Origin of the sequence: Herbaspirillum sp. 3R11 (genome assembly GCF_004563925.1) — a bacterium.
Taxonomy (GTDB): Bacteria; Pseudomonadota; Gammaproteobacteria; order Burkholderiales; family Burkholderiaceae_D; genus Herbaspirillum.
The window spans coordinates 426,106-446,173 of sequence record NZ_SPNJ01000004.1; the positions used below are offsets into that span (position 1 = coordinate 426,106).

At 64.2% G+C, this 20,068-nt stretch carries 17 protein-coding genes; 2 read left to right on the plus strand and 15 right to left on the minus strand.

All coding sequences use genetic code 11. The features are described from left to right. Positions 1-9 precede the first annotated feature (9 nt). The 15 genes from E4P32_RS18855 to E4P32_RS18925 all read right to left on the minus strand — a co-directional run bounded on the left by E4P32_RS18855 (position 10) and on the right by E4P32_RS18925 (position 18,412). Complete coding sequence (locus tag E4P32_RS18855) at positions 10-849, minus strand: TauD/TfdA family dioxygenase (RefSeq protein WP_199525674.1); 840 nt, start codon at positions 847-849, stop codon at positions 10-12. Between the two features lie 16 nt (positions 850-865). Next, a complete protein-coding gene (locus E4P32_RS18860) occupies positions 866-2,287 on the minus strand; it encodes an LLM class flavin-dependent oxidoreductase (protein WP_116435827.1) in 1,422 nt (473 codons plus the stop codon). Positions 2,288-2,313: 26 nt separating this feature from the next. Beyond that, entirely contained in the window at positions 2,314-3,780 is a 1,467-nt protein-coding gene (locus E4P32_RS18865; RefSeq protein ID WP_135008762.1) for a hypothetical protein, read from the minus strand. A 10-nt stretch (positions 3,781-3,790) separates the two neighbouring features. Next, positions 3,791-4,954 carry an acyl-CoA dehydrogenase family protein gene (locus tag E4P32_RS18870; RefSeq protein WP_116435829.1) on the minus strand — a complete coding sequence of 388 codons (1,164 nt, stop codon included), beginning with the start codon at positions 4,952-4,954 and terminating at the stop codon, positions 3,791-3,793. A 41-nt stretch (positions 4,955-4,995) separates the two neighbouring features. Continuing rightward, the gene (locus E4P32_RS18875) at positions 4,996-6,075 is read right to left on the minus strand and encodes an oligopeptide/dipeptide ABC transporter ATP-binding protein (RefSeq protein WP_116435830.1); all 1,080 of its coding nucleotides are present in this window, start codon (positions 6,073-6,075) and stop codon (positions 4,996-4,998) included. Continuing rightward, on the minus strand, positions 6,072-7,106 hold the full coding sequence (locus tag E4P32_RS18880) for an ABC transporter ATP-binding protein (RefSeq protein ID WP_116435831.1): 1,035 nt from the start codon (positions 7,104-7,106) through the stop codon (positions 6,072-6,074). Before E4P32_RS18880 ends, E4P32_RS18875 begins: the two co-directional genes overlap by 4 nt. Then, positions 7,106-8,011 carry an ABC transporter permease gene (locus E4P32_RS18885; RefSeq protein WP_116435832.1) on the minus strand — a complete coding sequence of 302 codons (906 nt, stop codon included), beginning with the start codon at positions 8,009-8,011 and terminating at the stop codon, positions 7,106-7,108. Before E4P32_RS18885 ends, E4P32_RS18880 begins: the two co-directional genes overlap by 1 nt. Then, a complete protein-coding gene (locus E4P32_RS18890) occupies positions 8,004-8,921 on the minus strand; it encodes an ABC transporter permease (protein ID WP_116435833.1) in 918 nt (305 codons plus the stop codon). Before E4P32_RS18890 ends, E4P32_RS18885 begins: the two co-directional genes overlap by 8 nt. A gap of 1 nt (position 8,922) precedes the next feature. Beyond that, positions 8,923-10,473: an ABC transporter substrate-binding protein gene (locus E4P32_RS18895; RefSeq protein ID WP_116435834.1), complete on the minus strand. Its 1,551-nt coding sequence runs from the start codon at positions 10,471-10,473 to the stop codon at positions 8,923-8,925. A 104-nt stretch (positions 10,474-10,577) separates the two neighbouring features. Then, complete coding sequence (locus E4P32_RS18900) at positions 10,578-11,525, minus strand: TauD/TfdA family dioxygenase (protein WP_199525675.1); 948 nt, start codon at positions 11,523-11,525, stop codon at positions 10,578-10,580. A gap of 408 nt (positions 11,526-11,933) precedes the next feature. Further along, the gene (locus E4P32_RS18905) at positions 11,934-13,274 is read right to left on the minus strand and encodes an MFS transporter (RefSeq protein ID WP_116435836.1); all 1,341 of its coding nucleotides are present in this window, start codon (positions 13,272-13,274) and stop codon (positions 11,934-11,936) included. 72 nt (positions 13,275-13,346) lie between these two features. Continuing rightward, positions 13,347-14,318: a hydroxymethylglutaryl-CoA lyase gene (locus E4P32_RS18910; RefSeq protein ID WP_116435837.1), complete on the minus strand. Its 972-nt coding sequence runs from the start codon at positions 14,316-14,318 to the stop codon at positions 13,347-13,349. After that, positions 14,315-15,508 (minus strand): CaiB/BaiF CoA-transferase family protein, encoded by a 1,194-nt coding sequence (locus tag E4P32_RS18915; protein ID WP_116435838.1) that lies wholly within the window; start codon positions 15,506-15,508, stop codon positions 14,315-14,317. The genes E4P32_RS18910 and E4P32_RS18915 overlap by 4 nt, the downstream gene beginning before the upstream one ends. A gap of 96 nt (positions 15,509-15,604) precedes the next feature. Further along, positions 15,605-16,567 (minus strand): LysR family transcriptional regulator, encoded by a 963-nt coding sequence (locus E4P32_RS18920; RefSeq protein WP_116435839.1) that lies wholly within the window; start codon positions 16,565-16,567, stop codon positions 15,605-15,607. A 78-nt stretch (positions 16,568-16,645) separates the two neighbouring features. After that, the gene (locus E4P32_RS18925; protein WP_116435840.1) at positions 16,646-18,412 is read right to left on the minus strand and encodes a diguanylate cyclase; all 1,767 of its coding nucleotides are present in this window, start codon (positions 18,410-18,412) and stop codon (positions 16,646-16,648) included. A 375-nt stretch (positions 18,413-18,787) separates the two neighbouring features. On the opposite strand from E4P32_RS18925, the gene E4P32_RS18930 reads away from it, so the two are divergent. Together E4P32_RS18930 and E4P32_RS18935 are read left to right on the plus strand one after the other, a co-directional pair. Continuing rightward, positions 18,788-19,279, plus strand: a complete 492-nt coding sequence (locus tag E4P32_RS18930; RefSeq protein ID WP_135008763.1) for a VOC family protein — start codon at positions 18,788-18,790, stop codon at positions 19,277-19,279. Positions 19,280-19,308: 29 nt separating this feature from the next. Further along, the gene (locus E4P32_RS18935) at positions 19,309-20,013 is read left to right on the plus strand and encodes a winged helix-turn-helix domain-containing protein (protein WP_116435842.1); all 705 of its coding nucleotides are present in this window, start codon (positions 19,309-19,311) and stop codon (positions 20,011-20,013) included. Positions 20,014-20,068 lie beyond the last annotated feature (55 nt).

The window sequence follows — 20,068 nt, forward strand, 5'->3', positions numbered from 1 at the left end:
GAGAGAAATTTAGAATGGCTTGTCGCCCTTGACGGTCACGCGGTAACCGGAGCGCACGTTGGGGAAGTAGTCCCACACCGCCAGATGCTGGGCGCTGCGGTTATCCCAGAACGCGATCGAATCCGGCTGCCAGCGAAAGCGCACCTGGAAATCCGGCTTGGCCAGATGCTGGTACAGGAAAGCGAGGATCGCCGCGCTCTCTTCGCGCGGCACATTGTCGATGTGCGTCGTGAAATTGGAATTGACGAACAAGCCCTTGCGGCCGCTCTCCGGATGCGTGCGCACGATCGGATGCGAGGACTTCGGATAGACGCGGTCTCGGTCGTCGATGCCCTTGCCGCGATTGCGGCTGCGATACACCTGCTCGCCGTCGTGTGTCGCGGTCAGTCCCAGCAGGTAAGTCTGCAGGCCCGGCGACAGCGCTTCATAGGCCGCATAGGTATTCGAGAACAGCGTGTCGCCGCCATGCTCGGGCAAGGTCTGCAGATGCAGGATGCTGCCCAGCGGCGGTTCAGCGTCGCACGACACGTCGGAGTGCCAGCGATCGCCGGCGATGCGCACGGTATTGTGGTCGGCGTGGATCGGCAGGATTTCGGGATGGCCTTCCGGGCCGCGCGTATTGGGATGCACGTGCAGCTCGCCGAAGTAGCGGCCGAAGCGCTTGTGCTGCTCCAGCGTCAGCGGCTGGTCGCGAAAAAAGATCACGAGATGGTCGAGCAGGGCCTGGCGCACTTCGGCGACCTGCTGCGGCTCGAGTGGCCGGGTCAGGTCGATGCCGTCGATCTCGGCGCCGATCAGCGGCGTGACCGGCTTGACCTTGATGGTCTCGTAGCGCGTTGTTGCTGTCATGAGGATCTCCTTGATGTTATTGAATTTCGGCGGCTGCTGCGCCGATGTCTTGCGCTGCATCGGCGCCGCGCCGGAACGCTGCCGCCGGATGCGTATCGGGCAGACGCGCACCGGCGCCGTAGAGTTTCTCGCGCAGGGTGCCGGGGCGGTATTCCTTCTTGTAGACGCCGCGCTTCTGCAACTCCGGCACCACCAGTTCGACGAAGTCGATGTGACTTTGCGGCTGCAGCGTGTAGCTCAGGTTGAAGCCGTCGATGTCGGTCTCGTCCATCCATTCCTGCATGATGTCGGCGACCTGTTCCGGCGTGCCGACCAGCACCGGTCCCTTGCCGCCGATGGCGTTGTGCTGCGCCAGTTCGCCGATGGTCCAGACGCGATCCGGATCGGCCACGGTGAAGCCTTCGATGGTCGATTGCATGCCTTCGCTCTTGCTGTATTGCAGCGGCTCGTTGACGTCGCGGCCGGCCAGGTCGACGCCGCTCCAGCGCGAGAACAGCGCCAGCGCGCCCTCCGGGCTGACGTAGCGGCGGTAGTCTTCGAGCTTGGCCTTGGCCTCGGCCTCGGTGCGACCGACGATCACGGTCAGCAGCATGAAGAACAGGATGTCCTTGGGATTGCGGCCCAGTTGTGCGGCGCGCTGGCGCGTGTCGGCGACCGAGGCGCGGATGATGTTCTTCGACGGGGCGCTGACGAACACGCATTCGGCGTGGCGTGCGGCGAAGTCCTTGCCGCGTCCCGACGAGCCGGCCTGGTACAGCAGCGGCGTGCGCTGCGGCGTCGGCTCGCTGAAGTGCACGCCCTCGATCTGGTAATGCGGCCCTTCGTGGCGGATCACGTGCACCTTGGACGGATCGGCGAAGGTCTTGCTTGCCCGGTCGCGTTTGACGGCGTCGTCTTCCCAACTGCCTTCCCACAGCTTGTAGACCACGTCGAGATAGTCGTCGGCGATCTCGTAGCGCAGGTCGTGCGGCTTGCTGGGACCAAGTCCGAGCGCCTTGCTGCCGGAGTCGCCGAAGCTGGTCACGATGTTCCAGCCGACCCGTCCCTTGGTCAGCTGGTCGAGCGTCGACATGCGCCGCGCGAACAAATAGGGCGGCTCGTAGGTCACGCTGCTGGTCACGGCGAAGCCGAGATGCTCGGTGACCTGCGCCATCGCCGCCACCAGCAGCAGCGGATCGAGGCGCGGGAACTGCAGGGCGCCGCGGATGCCGGCGTCGTGCGAGCCGCCGTAGACGTCGTAGGTGCTGATGCCGTCGGCCCAGAACAGGCCGTCGTACTTGCCCTGCTCGGCCACGCGCGCGAGGTTGCTCCAGAACTCCAGCGTGTTGTAGTCGAGCGACTTGTCTTGCGGATGCGACCACAAGCCCGGCGACAAATGGCTGGGTGCAAACGTGACGAAGGCGTTGATCCTGATTTCCTTGCCGGTTTTTTTACTCATGTCATCCTCATCTCAAAAATTTGTATTCAGGTCCACGCCTGCAGCGCGGCAAACCACGCCAGGCTGACGCCATAACCGGCCAGCGTGAAGCGGCCGTTCCATCGCAGCGCGACGATGCCTCCCGGCACGTCGGCGGCGCGCGCCATGATGGCGATGGTGGCGCCGTAAGGCGTGATGCCGCCGGCCAGCACCCAGCTCGACAGGAACACGAAAGCCAGCACCACCGGCTTCAGTCCCAGCAAGGCCGGATCGGGAATCGCCGCGCTGACGATGCCGATGCCGACCACCGCGCCGACACCGAGCTGCGCCACCGCGATGATCGCCGGCAGCAGCAAGCCGGCCAGCAGCACCGGATGCAAGGCCGCCTGCGCCAGCAAAGCCGGGATCGCCTGCAAGTGCAGCGCATGGCCGAGCAGCGTGCCGAGCAAGGCACCCGAGGCGATCATGCAAATCTCGGTGCGAAAGCCCGGGAAAATCTGAAACAGGCGCTGCCGCATGCGCCGCGCCGTAAGCGCCAGCGCTGACGGCACGCCGGCGCGTGCGTACTGGCGCACCAGCCACAGCAAGGCCACCGGCGGCACCACCAGCATCACGCCGTCGCTGACGCTGGCATGCAGCAAGAACGCCGCCGCCAATGCTGCGGCGATGACCGCGAGGATCAATGCGACGAAACCGTTGACGGCACGCCAGTCGGCGCGCGTCGATGAAATTTTGATCGCCGCAGCAGTCTTCCAGTGCACCCCGTCCAGCAACCAGCCGAGCAGCAGGTAGCTGAGCGACAAGGCCATCGCGTACGGCAGCAATTCCTGCCAGTGCAAGGCCGGCACCGAGGCCAGCGCCACCGCAAAACCGATCGACAGCGGCGACCACATCGCCATCGTGCCGAAGCCGCGGATGATCGCCACCGACGATTCGCGCAAGCGCTGCGCCTGCAATTGCGCATCGCCGCCGGCGGCCGCCAGCGTGTTGCTGCGCCGGACCATGTTGCCCAGCAAATTGATCGCGCCGACGTTGAGCACGATCGCCAGCAAATGCGCACCGGTGGTCAGCACCACGTAGCGGCGCGACTTCGGCTGGCCGATCACGGTGTAGCCGACGCGGCGGATCAGCGGCGAAGTGCGCGCCGCTTCCACCATGAAACCCATCGCCGCCAGAATCGCCGCCACCGTGGTCGAGCGGTCCAATCCCTGCGCTACCACCTGCCAGCCGGACGGCCACGACAGCAATGCCGCCAGCGCCAGCAGCAAGGTCAGCCACACGGTGGTCTTGACGATGCGCGCCAGCACATGCACCTCGCACAGCAGGTATACCGTCAGTCCGAGATCGGCGGCGTAGCCGAACCAGACTGCCGCGCCCTGCCCTGCCGACAGATCGCGCAACAGCACGCCCAGCGCCACTGCGCTCAGTGCGAATGTCGACCACACCGCGCGACTGCCGAACGACAGTCGTGGCAAGAATGTGGTCAGCGGCAATTTGTCGGCGAGTCGGTTCACGGCAAGATGACTAGCGCTGCAAGGTCGAGTCGAACTGCTCACCCAATTCGGCCTGACCAAGGATCTGCGCGGTGCGGTCGTGACCGGCGTGCAGCACGTGGGTTTCCAGATCGCGGATATAGCGTCCCAGCGGATGTTCGTCGAACTGCGCAGTCGCGCCGGAGGCATGCACCACGGTCTGGGTCAGCTTGAAGGCGGCATGCGCCGCGGCCGACTTGGCGCTCATGGAAATCAGTTCGGACGCCACCACGTCGGATTTCTGCCAGCTCTCGATGGCGACGTTGAACAGGGCGGCGGCGCTGTCGAGCGTGATGCGCATCTCGCCGGTGCGCAGCTGCGTGATGGCGTTGGTGGCGCGGCCGCGTCCCTTGATGTAATCCAGATACCAGCCGTACAGCCCCTCCGACGCGCCCAGGTAATTTGCCGCGAAGCCGAGGTGGTAGCGGCCCTGCCAACGCCCTTTCGGATAAGAACCCGGCTCGCCCAGCACGTGGCTGTCGGGCACGAACACGTCCTGCAGCGTGATCACCGAGCTGCGCGCGGCGCGCATGCCGTGCGGCTGGTACCAGTCGTCGCTGAGCGTGATGCCGGGCATGTCCGGCTCGAGAATCACCATCATGTGGTTCTTGAAATAATCGTCGACGCCATCGATCGCCACGAAGGCGACGATGTAGTCGGCCAGCGGTCCGTTGGTGGCGAAGTTCTTGACGCCGTTGAGCTGCCAGCCGCCGTCCACGCGTTTGGCCTTGGTCTGCATCACGTACATGTTGGTGCGGCCCGGCTCGCTGCCGACCGAGGCCAGCAGGCTGAACTTCGAGGTCAGCGGTTGCAGGAAGCGTTCACGCTGCTGCGGCGTGCCGAGTTCCTCCAGCAGCCACAGCGTGTGGTTGTGCACCTGGTAACAGTGCGCAGTCGAACTGTCGCCGCGCGCGATGGTGCGCACCGCCTGCAGGAACACGCCGGGATCGCGGCCCAGCAGGCTGCCGTCGCGACCGCCGTTGTTGCTGGTCGCCGCGGCGTGCAGCAGGCCCAGTTCATGGATGCGCTTGAGGTTCTCGACCGGCAGCTTGCCGTCACGCTCGTGCGCGATGCTCCAGGCGCGGAAATCGGTGCGCGCAAGCTGGTCGAGCGTGCGGAATTCTTCGCGCTCAAGGATGGTGTGGGGGCTTGCCATGGTGTCTCCTGATATGAATGTGGGGTGAGCGACCGCTGCGCTTATGCGGCGATGGCGCTCACGATGTCGGTGTTTTCATGTACCTGCACGACTGATTCGGCGTAGTGGCAGGCGGCCCAGTGCGCCGGTCCGAGCTGGCGCAGCAAGGGCTTGCTCTCGGCGCAACGGCTGTCGGCGCGCGGGCAGCGTGGATGGAAGGGGCAGCCCGACGGTGGATTCAGCGGCGACGGAATCTCTCCCGTCACAACATCGTCATCGAGTCCGCTGTCCGGATCCGACACGGCGATCAGCGCTTGCGTATAGGGATGGGCCGGGCGATTGACGACCTGCTCCTTGCTGCCGATCTCCATGAACTGGCCGAGGTAGAGCACGCCGATCTGCGTGCTCATGTAGGCCACCACGGCAAGGTCGTGCGAGATCAGCAGATAGGTCAGATTGAGTTCGGCCTGCACGTCCTTGAGCAGGTTCAGCACTTGCGCCTGGATCGAGACGTCGAGCGCCGATACCGGTTCGTCCAGCACCAGGATGCGCGGCTCCAGCGCTAGTGCGCGGGCGATCGCGACGCGCTGGCGCTGGCCGCCGCTGAGTTCATTGGGCAGGCGCTCGGCATAGTCGGCGCGCAGGCCTACCAGTTCCAGCAGCTCGGCCACACGGCGGGCGTAGGCGTCGCTGTTGGCAAGCGCAGGCGCAGCTCCGTCCGCGGCAGGATTGCCGGCGTGGCGGCTCCATTGTTTCCAGCGCTGGATGCGCAGCGGTTCGGCGATGATGTTGCCGATCTTCATGCGCGGATTGAGCGCGCCATACGGATCTTGCAACACCGGCTGCAGGGCGCGGTAGCGCCAGGCGTCTTCGCTCGCCGACGCCTGGGCGCCGAAGCGATGGCCGTCGATGACGACCTGTCCCGAGGTCGGACGCTCAGCGCCCATGATCAGTTTGGCGATGGTCGATTTGCCCGAGCCCGATTCGCCGACCAGGCCGAAGGTGCCGCCCTGCTCGATCGTGAACGACACGCCCGCCACCGCCGCCAGCGTGGCCGGGCGCGCGAGGAAATGGCGGCGCACCTGGTAGTCCTTCTTCAGGTCGCTGACTTCAATGAAGGTGTTCTTTAATTCATTGCTCATGCTGCCTCCAGCGGATACCAGCACGCCACCTGATGCTGTCCGTCGCCGCCATCGGTGGCCGCCAACGGCGGATACGATTCCTTGCACAGCGCCGCAGCACGCGTGCAGCGCGACGCGAAACGGCAACCGCCGCCGTGCTGGCCGGCGGCCGGCGGCTGGCCCGGGATTTCCTGCAGGCGCGCCATGTTGGCGCTGATCTTCGGCGTGGCGTCGAGCAAGCCGCGCGTATAGGGATGCGCCGGCCTGGCGAAGATGCGCGCCACCGGACCTTGTTCGACGATGCGGCCGGCATACATGATCGCTACCTCGTCGCAGAATTTGGACACCGTGTGCAGGTCGTGCGTGACCAGGATGATGGCGGTGCCGCGCTCACGCTGGATTTCCTTGAGCAGGCGCAGGATCTGCTGGCGGATGGTGACGTCGAGGGCGGTGGTCGGCTCGTCGGCGATCAGCAGGTCGGGCTGGCAGGCAACATTGATGGCGATCGAAATGCGCTGGCGCATGCCGCCGCTGAACTGGTGCGGATAAGCCGCCGCGCGTTGCGCCGGCGCCGGGATGTGCACGCGCTTCATGACGTCGATGGCGCGTTGCCAGCGGCTGCGGCTGCTGCGCTCGCCGTGGTGGTATTTGAATACTTCGCCGATCTGGTCGCCGATGCGGTAGAGCGGGTTGAGCGAGGTCATCGGATCCTGCAGGATCATGCCGATCTGGCCGCCGCGGATCTTGCGCATCTCGTCGGCCGATTTGGTCGCCAGGTCCTCGCCCTTGAACAGCACCGAGCCACCGGTGACACGGCCGAATGCCGGCAACAGGTTGAGGATGGACAGGCAGGTCATGCTCTTGCCCGAACCGGACTCGCCCACCAGTCCCAGTGTCGCGCCTGCGCGCAGGCCGAAGCTGATGCCGTCGACCACCTTGACGCGACCGCCCGGCGTGGCGATGTCGGAGGTCAGGCCGCTGACCCTCAAGACTTCCTTGCTCAACACTTCCTTGCGCAAGACTTCGTGATTATGGATATCCGCCGCGCCCATCAGTCCGCCTCGCCGATCAGGCGCGTGCCTTCGCGCAGATGATCACCCGCCAGGTTGGCCGCCAGCACCGTCAGCATCATCACGATGCCGGGCATGACCGAGGTCCACCATGCATGTTCCAGCTGGCCGCGGCCGTCGGAAATCATGGTGCCCCACGACGGATCGGGCGGCTGCACGCCGAGGCCGAGGAAACTCAGCGCCGCTTCCAGGATGATGATCAGGCCGATGTCCAGCGTCAGCAGCACGAGGAAGGTATTGCGTACGTTCGGCAGGATGTGGCGCAAGGCCACGCGCAACGGCGAGGCGCCGGCCAGGCGCGCCAGCAGCACGTAGTCGCGGTGCTTGACGCTGAGCGCTTCGGCGCGGATCACGCGGGCGAAGCGCGCCCAGTTGGCGATGGTGACGACGATGATGACGTTGGCGGTATTGGGACCGATCACGCCGATCACCACCATCGCCAGGATCACCGGCGGCAAGGAATATTGAATGTCGGCCAGGCGCATCGTGACGCTGTCGATCCAGCCGCCGAAATAGGCCGACAGAATGCCGATCAGCGTGCCGCCGCAGCCCGCCAGGAACACCGCGCAGAACGCGATGAACAGCGACAGCCGGGCGCCGAACATGGTGCGGCTGAGCACGTCGCGACCGAGCTGGTCGGTACCGAACCAATGCGCCAGCGACGGCGCCTGCAAGGCGCTGCCGAGGTCGATGCCATTGGGATCGTAAGCGGTCAGCCACGGCGCCAGCGCGGCAGAGACAATGACCACCGCCAGCACCGCCACCGACAGATGGAACTGCCAGTGCCGCGTCCAGCGCAACCAGGCGGGACGGGACGAACGTACTGCGGGCACGGACGACTGCGACTGCGGTAACGATGGAGCGTGCTGGATGATGGCGTCAGACATGGCTAATCCTCGGATCGATCAGGGCGTACAACAGGTCCACCGTGAAATTGATCACGATGAACAGCAAGGTGGAGACGATCACGGCGGCTTGCACCACGGTGAAGTCGAGCTGGTTGATGGATTCCACCATCAGGCTGCCGAAGCCGGGCCAGGAGAACACCGCTTCGATCGACACCGCGCCGCCGATCAGGATGCCGAACTGCGACGCCGCAAAAGTGATCACCGGCAGCGCCGCATTCTTGAGCGCGTGCTTGAGCACCACCACGTGTTCCGGCACGCCCTTGATGCGCGCCATCTTGACGTACTCCGATTGCAGCACGGCGGTGAGGTTGGCCTGCGTCAGCCGGCACAGGCCGGCGGCCGAATACCAGCCCAGCGCAATCACCGGCAGCACCAGATGCTGCCAGCTGCCGTAGCCGCCGGTGGGCAGCCAGCCGAGGCCGACCGAGAACAGGCGGATGAACAGCAGCGCAAAGAAAAACGGCGGCGCGGCCTGGCCGAGCGCCGCAAATATTTTTGAGAACTGATCGGCGAAACCATCCTTCTTCACCGCCGCCGCAATGCCCAGCGGCACGCCGATGAAAATCGCAAACGCCAGCGCGCTCAAGGTCAGCAACAGGCTCGGACCGAGCCGGTCTTCGACGATGCTCAGCGCCGGCACGCCGAAGTGGAAGGAGTTGCCGAAGTCGCCGCGCACGATGGTCGACAGAAAGCGCGCGTATTGCACGGGCACCGGATCATTAAGGCCGAGCTGTTCGCGGAACAGCGCGCGGTCGGCTTCCGTTGCTTCCGGCGGCATCATCAGGTGAGCCGGGTCGCCGACCATTCTCACCATGACGAAGATCAGCACCGACATCAGCAGCAAGGTGACGAGGGCGGAGCCGATGCGGCGCAACAGGAAAGCCGGCATGTTATTTCCAGCCTGCCGTACGGAAGTTCAGGAAGCCGGAGCCCTTTTGCACGTCCCACTGCACGCTCTTCTTCTTGGCGTAAATATAGAAATACTCCGACAGGAAGAAACCGGCAGCGTCGTCATGCAGGATCTGGCCGACCTGCTCGAAGATCTCGCCACGCTGCTGCGCGCCCGACACGCTGTTGACCTTTTGCAGCAAGGCCTCGACGTCCGGATTGTTGTAGTTGGACCACGAGCCGTCCTTGGAGAACGCGCCGCCGACTGGATGGATCGGGTCATACAGGGCGTTGGTGAATTGCGACAGGGCCAGCGGACCGGAGGCGTGGGTATTGTTCAGGCGCTGGAAGGCGGCGTAGGTCAGGCGGTTGAGTTTGACCTTGACGCCGATCTGGCCCCAGTAGGCGGCGACGGTTTCCGACAATTCTTTCGGCAGGTCGCCCTGGATGTTCAGCGTGGTTTCGAAACCGCTTGGATAGCCGGCCTTGGCCAGCAATTCCTTGGCCTTCTTCGGATCGTAGGGATAGGCCTTGATCGATTTCTTCGCGCCGTACGGATAGTAGTTGGAGATGAAGGTGCCGAGCGGTTCGCCGACGCCGTGCAGCACGCTCTTGATGATGGCGTTGGTGTCGATCGCATAGCTCAGCGCCTGGCGCACTTCACGCTTGGAGAACGGCGAGGCCGGATCGTCGGTGTAGACGCGGATGTACAGCGGCGAGGCCACCGGCGATGAAATCACGTCGAGGCCGGCTTCCTTCTTCAGGCGGTCGTAGTCGGGGAACGGCAGCACCACGGCGACGTCGATCTCGCCGCGCAGGATGGCGTTGACGCGGCTGACCGGCTCGGTGATGGCCTTGAAGATCAGGGTCTTGATCTTCGGTTTTTCACCCCAGAAATCGTCGAAGCGTTCCAGCACCAGCTCGCTGCCGCCGGGCGCATAGCGCTTGACTTTATAAGGGCCGAGCGAGATCGGCGCCTGGGCGAAGGCGTCAGGATTGGCCAGGCTGGCGAGGTAGTCGCCGGGCAGGATGTACAGGTAGCCGGCCACCTTGTTCTGGAAGGCGCCGTCCGGCACTTTCAGCTTGAAGACGACGGTGTAGGGGTCAGGCGTCTCGATGCTGTCGACGATCGGTGCGAAGTAAGGGCGACGCGTGCTCTTGCTCTTGGGATCGAGGATGTGCTCGACCGAAGCCTTGACGTCCTTGGAGGTGAACTGCGTGCCGTTATGGAACTTCACGCCCTTGCGCAGCTTGTAGGTAAACACCTTGGAATCGGGAGAGATCGTCACGCTGGTGGCCAGGCGCGGCACGATCTTGCCCTCCAGATCGAAGCCGTACAGCGTGTCGTAAATCTGCCAGCCGTAGCGCAGCGAATCGCCGCTGATGGTGACCAGTCCGTCAAGATTCTGGAACTCCTTTTCCACGCCGACCACCAGCGTGTCGCGATCGACCGCCGGCTTGTCGGTGGTGGCGTGAACGACGCCGGATGCCAATACTGAGGCGGCCAGTACGCCGCCGGCCAGCAAGGCCTTGATGACTTTGGAAAACACCATGCAAAAACTCCCTCGTGACGCTGTCGCGCCCTGTTTGTTATAGACAAAAAATGAAAAGTGAAGGACGGCCCGCGCTCATGCAGGCCGTCGCCGATGATCCGGAATTACTCGACGCTGTGCGCCACCACCGGTTCGCCTTCGATGCTGACCGAGGGCTTGCCGTCGGGGCCGACCGGCACGTCGCCGACCAGCGTGATGCGGTACAGCTGGCGCTCGAACTCGGTCTCGTAGATGTCGACCGGCGCCAGATGGGCGGTGGATCGGTTGTCCCAGAACGCCAGCGAACCTTCTTCCCATTTGAAGCGCACGGTATATTCCGGGCGCACCACGTGTTCGAACAGCAGCGCCAACAATTGCTCGCTCTCGCGCGGATGCAGGCCGACGATGTTCTTGAGGAAGGACGGGCTGACGTACAAGGCTTTTTCGCCGGTCTCGGGATGCACGCGCACCAGCGGGTGATGGCTGATCAGCGGCGTGGCCGCGACCTTGCTGACGAATTCCTGCTTGGCCTTGTTGCCTTCCGGCGGCGTGAACTTGTGTTCGCCCTGCAAGGTGTCGACGAAGGCGCGCAAAGCCGGCGACAAGCCGTGGTAGGCGGCCACCAGGTTGGTCCACTGGGTGTCGCCGCCGTAGGGTGGAATCACCACGCCGCGCAGGATGGAGGCGGCCGGCGGATTGATCGCGGCGGTGACATCGGTATGCCAGCCGGTCCACGGCCGCACCAGGCGCGCGCCGTCGAAGCGGCTCTTGAAACGGTCGCGGCCGACCGAATAGACCTCCGGATAACCGGGCTCGTAACCGAACACCGGATGCCCCAGCGTGAGGTCGCCGAACTGCTTGCCGAAAGCGACGTGCTGGGCGTGGCTCAGGTGCTGGTCGCGGAAGAAAATCACTTTCCATTGCAGCAGCGCGGCGCGGATTTCGGCAATTTCTTCGGAGGCCAGCGGGTGCGCCAGGTCGACGCCGGAAATCTCTGCGCCGATGTGCACGGCCAACGGCTTGACGCTGATGCGTTGATAAGTCGGGATGGTGTTACGGGTGATCGCGTTCATCATTTCTCCATGCGTGGTTGCGCGCAGCAACGAAATATCGGAAGTCGTGGTCCATACTTTCAACGCAACGGATAACGCTCGCGATCTTCAGGTATGGAGAAGTGCATCCCTACAGTCCGGGTAGGATGCGATGGGGTGAAGGCGATTATAGGAAGTGAAAATCGCCCGCGTCCAAGAACGATTTCGTATAACTTTAGAAGGGATTGTTGCGTTTCCTCTAGTCAAGCAGAGGCGGCGCCAAAGCGAATATGGGTATGCGGTTTACGGCCTTCGCTTTGTTGCGGAATACGACGTTGCAGCAAGCGTTCTGCAAATAAAAAAGCGCGCCGGCGGAGAACCGGAGCGCTTTTTATTTTTACGTTCTTTACTGCACGCTTTACCGCAGTTTTTACTGCGATGGCAGAAACGTCATTCCTTCTCGCGCAAGCTGGCCGGCATCGCGAAGGTCAGCAGCAAGGCGCACAGCAGGGTCATGCCGCCGATCGCATACAGCGCCGGCGTGGTGCTGCCGGTCAGGTCCTTGATGCGGCCGACCATGACCGGGCTGACGATGCCGCCGAGCTGGCCCAGCGTATTGATCAGCGCGATGCCTGCCGCTGCGCCGGCGCCGGTCACCAGCTTGGGCGGCAGCGCCCAGAAGGCCGGGATGGCGGCCACCACGCCGGCGCCCATGATGCCCAGCGCGACGATCAGCAACACGGTCTGCTTTTCAAACACGCCGGCGGCGAAGAAGCCGATGGTCGCCAGCACCATCAAGCCGATCACGAAGCGGCGACGCTCGCCGCGCGCATCGGACAAGCGGCCGACGATGATCATCGCCGCGGCGCCACAGATATAAGGCACCGCCGTGAGCAGACCGATGATGGTCGGATTCTGCGTACCGGCCGTGCGGATCAGATGCGGCGCCCAGAAGTTGAGGCCGTAGGAACCGACCTGGATCAGGAAGTACACCAGCCCCAGCATCAGGAAGCCCGGCGTCTTGATGGCGCTGAGCAGAGAGTGGCCGCGCTCATGCGAAGTCGGACGCGCGACATTGGCGGCGAGGATCTGCTGCTCGCGCTGCGTGAGCCAGCCGGCGTCTTCGATCTTGTCCTTGAGCTGCCACAGCACCACCAGGCCGAGGCCGATGCACGGCAAGCCGCCCAGCATGAACAACCAATGCCAGCCGCGGATGCCGAAGGCGCCTTCCATGTGGCCGAGGATCATGCCCGACACCGGCGCGCCGATCAGGCCGGCGAACGCCGACGCCAGGAACAGCATCGAGGTGATGCGGCCCCGATACGAGGATGGGAACCACAGCGTCAGGTAATACAGCACGCCGGGCGCGAAGCCGGCCTCCATCGCACCGATCACGAAGCGCAGCGCATAGAACTGCCACTCGCTGGAGACGAACACCATCGCCGCCGTCGCCAGTCCCCACGAGATCATGATACGGGCAATCCAGCGCCGCGCGCCGACCTTGTAGAGGAACATGTTGCTCGGCACTTCGAACAGCACGTAGCCGACCACGAACAGACTCGCGCCGAGACCGTAGGCGGTGTCGCTCAGGCCGAGGTCGCCCTGCAGCTGGAATTTGGCGAAGCTGATGTTGATGCGGTCGAAGAACGCGAACAGATAGCAGATCATGATCAGCGGCATGATGCGCCAGGCGGCCTTGCGCACGATGGCGACGAGGCTGTCGTCGTGGTCATGAGGCGTGACGAGTTCTTGCGGGGCCGATGCCGGCCCTGCGGCGGTGTTGGAATGCATGTTGTCTCCTGTTGGTGCGGCAGGAAAATGCCGCGCCGGTGGTTGATGGCGATGTGCTCTTGTGGTTGTTCTTCAGGCAGCCGCTTGCAGCGCGGCCGGTATCGGATGCAGGTCGCAGTTGCGTCCCGCCTTGGCGAGCTGGCCCGGTACGTCATGACCCAGCAGCGCCGGCAGCTTGCGCGACAAGGCCAGCAGTTGCGGCAGGTCGATACCGGTCGCGATGCCGGTTTCGTCGCACAGGTTGACCAGGTCTTCGGTGCAGATGTTGCCCGAGGCGCCCGGCGCGAAGGGACAGCCGCCGAGCCCGCCGAGTGCGGCGTCGAAACGGCGCGCGCCGACTTCGTACGCAGCCACGACGTTGACCAGGCCGAGACCGCGCGTATTGTGGAAATGCAGCGTCAGCGCCGCCGCCGGCAACACCGCCAGCACGCGTCGGACGATGCGCGCGACCTGGCGCGGATTGGCCATGCCGGTGGTGTCGGCCAGCGTGATGCCGTCGACGCCGAGCCGGAGATAGGCGTCGACGATGGCCAGCACGCGGTCTTCGTCGATGCGGCCTTCGAACGGACAGCCGAAGGCGGTGGCGATGGTGGCGTTAAGGGTGACATCATGCGTGACATCCATTCCGGGGCGCCGCGCCAGTGCGACGATGTCGCCGAAGCCCGCCAGCGATGCCTCGCAGCTCATGCGCATGTTGGCGCGGTTATGCGTCTGGCTGGCCGACATGACCATGTTGAGTTCGTCGGCGCCAGCCAGCAACGCGCGCTCGGCACCCTTGAGGTTGGGGATCAGCGCGACGTAGACGACGCCGTCCTTGCGTGCGATGCGGCGAAACACGTCATCGCCGTCGCGCAGCGCCGGGATCGCCTTCGGCGACACGAAGGAACCCGCTTCGATGCGCGTGAAGCCGGCTTGCGACAGTCCGTCGATGAGCGCAATCTTGTCTTCGGTGGACACCCAGCTCGGCTCGATCTGCAAGCCGTCGCGCGGCGCCACTTCCTGCACGATCAGGCGATTGGCATCATTGTTTTTGACGGCGCTCATTGCACCACTCCTTCCTGTTGCAGGCGACGGATTTCCGCTGCATCCAGTCCCAGGCCGGACAGCACCTCGACGGTGTGTGCGCCGAGCGCCGGACCTTGCCAGCGGATCTCGCCGGGCGTGTCGGACAGCTTTGGCACGATGCCCGGCATCTTGACCTTGACACCTCCCGGCAACTGCGCCGACAAGATCATGTCGCGCGCCTGATAGTGTGGATCGGCGACGATGTCGGCGATGGAATAGATGCGACCCGAAGGCACGCCGGCCTGTTCCAGCACTGCCAGCACGTGTTCCATGCTGTGCAGCGAGGTCCAGCCGGCGATGGCGGCATCGAGCAGCGCGACTTGCTGCACGCGGCCGTCGTTGTGTTCGAAGGCCGGATCGTCGGCCAGGTCGGCGCGGCCGATGGCGTGCATCAGGCGCTTGAAGATCGGGTTGCTGTTGCCGGCGATGACGACGTAGCCGGCGTCGCGGGTCGGATAGGTATTCGATGGCGCGATGCCGGGCAAGGCGCCACCGCTGCGTTCGCGCACGTGGCCGAGCAGGTCGTATTCCGGCACCAGGCTTTCCATCAGGTTGAAGACGCTCTCGACCAGCGAGACGTCGACCACCTGGCCGAGGCCTTGTCCGGTCTTCACGCGCAACAGCGACATCAGTGCGCCGATCACCGCATGCAGCGAGGCCAGCGAATCGCCCAGGCTGATGCCGGCGCGCGCCGGTACGCCGTCGGGTTCGCCGGTGGTGTAGCGGATGCCGCCCATGGCTTCGCCGATGGCGCCGAAACCGGGACGGTCTTTGTACGGACCGGTCTGGCCGTAGCCGGAGATGCGCACCAGGGTCAGCTTGGGATTGATTTCCTGCAGTACGTCCCAACCGAGGCCAAGGCTTTCCAGCGCGCCGGGTTTCATGTTTTCAATCAGCACGTCGGCGTCGGCCGCGAGCTGCTTGATCAGCGCGATGCCTTGCGCCGACTTCAGGTTGACCGACAGCGATTTCTTGTTGCGCGATTGCAGGTACCACCACAGCGAGGTGCCCTCGTGCAGCTTGCGCCATTTGCGGATGGGATCCCCGTTGACGGGGGCTTCGATTTTGATCACGTCGGCGCCGAACTCGGCCATCACGCGCGCGGCGAACGGCGCGGCGATCAGGGTGCCGATTTCGATGACGCGTATTCCTTTGAGCGGTCCACTCATGACAGTCTCCTTTTCCTTTTTTACAGGATAGGAAAAGAGTACTGTCGGCGTCCAACCGCAAATCGGCAAGCAGCGTTCGCCAAACGCGAACGCTCGCTATTTTTTCTTTTTCTTTTCTTGTGCAGGCTTGCTTGCTGCGCCGGCACGGTCTTCGGCCGTGGACAAATAGTCGTACAGCGCGCGCGACACCGGCGACAAGCCCTTGACGTCGCGCGCCACGATTTTCAGTTCGCGGCTGGCCCAGTCGTCGCTCAGGGCAATCGCGGTCAGGCCGAGCGAGCGACCGATCGCTTCGTACACGCCGGAAGGAATCACGCCCAGTCCCATGCCGGCTTGCGCCATGCGGCACACGGCATCGAAGCCAGGCACGTGGATACGCATCTTGAGCGACTTGCCGCTGCTGCGCGCAGCGAGGTGGGTGCGTGCATTGATAGAACTGTCGGCATGCAGGCCGACGTGGTCGAAGTCGAGCGTGTCGGCGAAGGCCACCGTCTTGCTGCCGGCCAGCGCATGGTTGTCGCGCATCACCAACACCAGCCGGTCGCGGCGATACAGCCCGGTGTGCAGATCATGGGTTTCGGTGTCGCCGGAACAGATGCCGAGATCGGCCCAGCCGTCCTGCACGCCCTTGACCACGCTGCCGCTGGGACGCTCTTCGAGGTCGAGCTTGACTTGTGCGTGCAGCTGCGAAAACGCCATCAGATCTTCCGGCAGGAACTCGACGATGGCCGACAGGTTGGCGACCATACGCACGTAGCCGCGTACGCCTTGCGCATGTTCAGACAATTCGAGGCCGATGGTTTCGACGCTGAGCAGCACGCGGCGCGCATGCGTGAACAGCGTCTCGCCGGCCGGCGTCAGTTGCATGCCGCGCGCGTGGCGCACGAACAGAGCGACGCCGATGGCTTGTTCCAGTTCGACCAGACGCTTGCTGGCGGCGGAGACGGCGATCGCCTCACGCGCGGCGGCGCGCGTGAGCGTGCCCTCTTCCTGCACCGAGACGAACAGGCGCAAGGTGGTGAGATCGAGGCGGCGTAGCAGGTTGCTGGTGAGCGTCATGGAAGGTCGGAGTGGATCGCTTCGGTCAGTATTCAGCGTGCAGTGTGCCACTACTCCGGCGCCTCTGCTGGCGCGGTATCAGCGCCGCGGTTCTTCCCCATCTTTGCGACCGGCCGCCTTGTCTTCGTACATGCCCTGGTCGGCTAGCTTGATCAAGGTCTCGGCATCCTGGGCATCCTGCGGATAGAAGGACACGCCGACGGACGCGCCCACGGTCATGCCGTCGGCGCCTTCGACATCCTGCAGGCACAGCAGCGGCGGCGCCAGTACGTTCTCGATCTTCGTGCGCACCTTGTCGGCGAAGGCGGCATCGGCGACGCCCCAGAACACCAGCACGAACTCGTCGCCGCCGAAGCGCGCCACCACATCGTCGTCGCGGGTGATGGCGCGCAGCCGCTGGCCGACCTCGACCAGCGTGAGGTCGCCGTATTCATGGCCGAGCTTGTCGTTGATGGCCTTGAAGCGGTTCAGGTCGATGAACATCACCGTGAATTTGTCGAACAGCTCGGCGGCGCGGCGACCGCGCTTGTGAACGGCGGCGTCGAGGTAGCGCAGCACCGCTGCGCGGCTGGTGACGCCGGTCAGCTTGTCGGTACTGAGCTCGCTCTGCATTTCCATGAAGTTCTGCGCCAGTTGGCCGATCTCATCGCGCCGCTCGATCTTCAGTGCGACGTTCATCTGGCCCTTGCCGATGCGCGCCGCCGCACGCGACAGCCGGCGCACGTCGCGCACCACCCACTGCACGATGCTGAGGCCGAGCGCCAACGCGATGACCACCGCCAGCACCGCAATCACCACGGTCCAACGGGCGTTCTGGTCGAGCGTGTCGAGGAAGTCGCTGCGCGGCACCGCAACGACCGTAACCCAAGAGAGGCCGGCGCCGCCGCGCACCCACGAATACGCTGCATACGTCAGCTCGCCGTCTTCACCGGCAAAGGTGAAGGTGGTGTCAGCGCCGCCGATGTTCTCGATTTCGGCGAGGTGTTTCTGCAGCGTTGAATAGGCATTGCGGATGATCAGGCTGCGGCTGTTCTCGGCGCGCAGGCGGCCGACCTTGCCTTGCTGTTCGCTGTAGATGTTCTCGCCGTTGGAGGAGGCGATCAGCTCGCCGTTGGATTCCATGATGAAGGCTTCGCCATGGCGGCTGACATGCAAACCCCTGACGAAGTCATTGAGCGCCTTGAGCGATACGTCGGTCGCCACCACGCCTTCGAACTGGCCGTTCTTCGACAACACGCGGCGTGCGCGCGTGGCGACCAGGTCCTTGTCCCAGTAGTTGATGTAGATGTCGCTCCAGACATCGCGGTCGCTGTGTTGCGCGGCGACGTACCATGGCCGCGCACGCGGGTCGAAGTCGGTGGCGTCGTTCTTCGGCATGCTGAGCTGCCCGCCGATGCTGCTGAAACGATAGGCGCTGCGGAAACCGTCGGCGGCGCGCTTGACCCGCAGTTCGGCGTCGTCGAGACCGTAGCGGAACAGGCCGACGAAGTCGCCGCTGCGGTTGCCGTAGAACACATAGTTGTTGAGGTCCGGATGCAGCGAAGTGGCGATCCAGAAGCGCGAACGCAGGTTGTCGAGATCGGCGTTCAGGTCGGTCGCGGCCGGCATGCCGCGCGGAAAGGCCGACTCCAGCACCGAGGCGGCGCCGTCAATGTGGCGCTCTACGGTCAAGGCCACGCGGTCTGCGGTCTGGTCGAGCAATTGCTCGGCCACCGACACCACCGCATGCCGGCCGGCAAGATAGGACAGGATGCCGACCAGCAAGGACACCAGCAGGATCAGCACGACGAACGGCAACACCAACACCTTCGCCAGCGACGATGATGAGCGGAGTAGGTGGATCATGTGCCGTTCCTTGCTTTTTGCTTGCTTGTTTTAATGTTTTCCGTCGTCGCGCAAGACACAATGCGACCCGCTGCGAACGGTATTCCCCTTGTTGCTTATCGGCTGCCGGGCGCAAAAATTGAAGCGACTGAGCGTGCTTTTTCCCGCGGGCGGCGTCAAGGACGTCTCGGGACATCATTCATGACTTGGCGTTATTGCGCAAGGTCCGTGCGCAGGATGAAGAGGGAGGACGACGGAAGTGAGATGAAAGTGAGACGGAAGCGCGACAGATTGGCTGGGCGCAAGGCTGCGGCGACAGTTCGTTCCGGGCCGAAGCATTCATGGCGCAGACGGTTCTACACTTGCAGCATCGCTTTTTCCCTGAAGGAGTATTCCGTGGCTATAGTCGCTCCAACCGAAATCGGCATGTCCTGCGTCAACATCGACGAACTGATCACGTTCTATGTGTCTGCGTTTTCGTTTTCGCTGGTCAACAAGATCGTGGCGCCCGCCGTGTCTGACGGCGGCTCCCTCTTTAGCGATGCCGGCTATGCCGTTGCCAGACTGCAGGCGCCGTTTGGCGAGCGGCTGAAATTGCTTGCGCCGAACAATCCGCCGGTCCATGCGCCCCGATCCAGGTCCGCCGCGAATATTTTGCGGGAGCCGCATGCGGCATTCCTGACATTCATCGTCGATGACATCGGGCAAGCGTCGCAGCTCGCGCTGGAATGCGGCGCCGCATCCCTGGCTGCGCCCGTCAGGATCAGGCCCGACTTGTGCATTGCGCTGCTCCAGGATCCGGAAGGAAATTACATCGAGCTGGCGCAGTATGACGACATTTCACTGTACCGGCCGGATCTCGCGTCCGCGCCGGGACGTGTATCGTAGTATCCGACGTCATCTTCCGGGAATCCGACATGAATCAACTCGCCCAACCCCGCTTTGCCCGAGTCGCCGCCGTCATCGGCGATCCGACGCGCGCGCTCATGCTGTCGCGCTTGCTGGACGGTCGCTTCTATACCGCGAAAGAACTGGCCGACCACGCCGGCGTGACGGCGCCCACGGCGTCGCAGCATCTGAAGCTGCTGGTCGACGAGCGGCTGGCGAGCGTCCGCGCGCAAGGCCGGCATCGCTATTTCATGCTGGCCGACGGCAATGTGGCACATGCGCTCGAGGCCCTGCTGCGCGTGGCAGACGGCAGCTTGCCGGAAACCACGCGCTGGCAGGCGCCGGCGATGCGCGGCCTGCGCCATGCGCGCAGTTGCTACGGCCATCTTGCCGGCGAGCTGGGTGTGCAGCTGTGCCGGAGCTTCGTCGAACGGGGCTGGGTCGCAAGCGCTGAAGGCGACGGGCATGACTATCCGTTGACGCAGGCGGGTGTCGCAGGTCTGAAAGAACTCGGCCTGCCGGCGGAGCTGGTCGATGGCTTGCAGAGTAAGCGAGCACTCTATGGCTGTGTCGACTGGTCGGAGCGACGCGACCACTTTGCCGGCCCGCTGGCGGTGGCCCTGCTGGATGCGTTCATTGAACGCGGCTGGCTTCGTCGCGATGAAGCCAGCCGGGCCCTGACCGTCACCGCCAGCGGCAAGGCGGTGTTAATTCCTTCCCTGGCGGTTCGTTAAGTATTGCAAGGAAAAAGTCGCGCTCTTGCGCATCCGCTGCCCGGCGGCTATATTA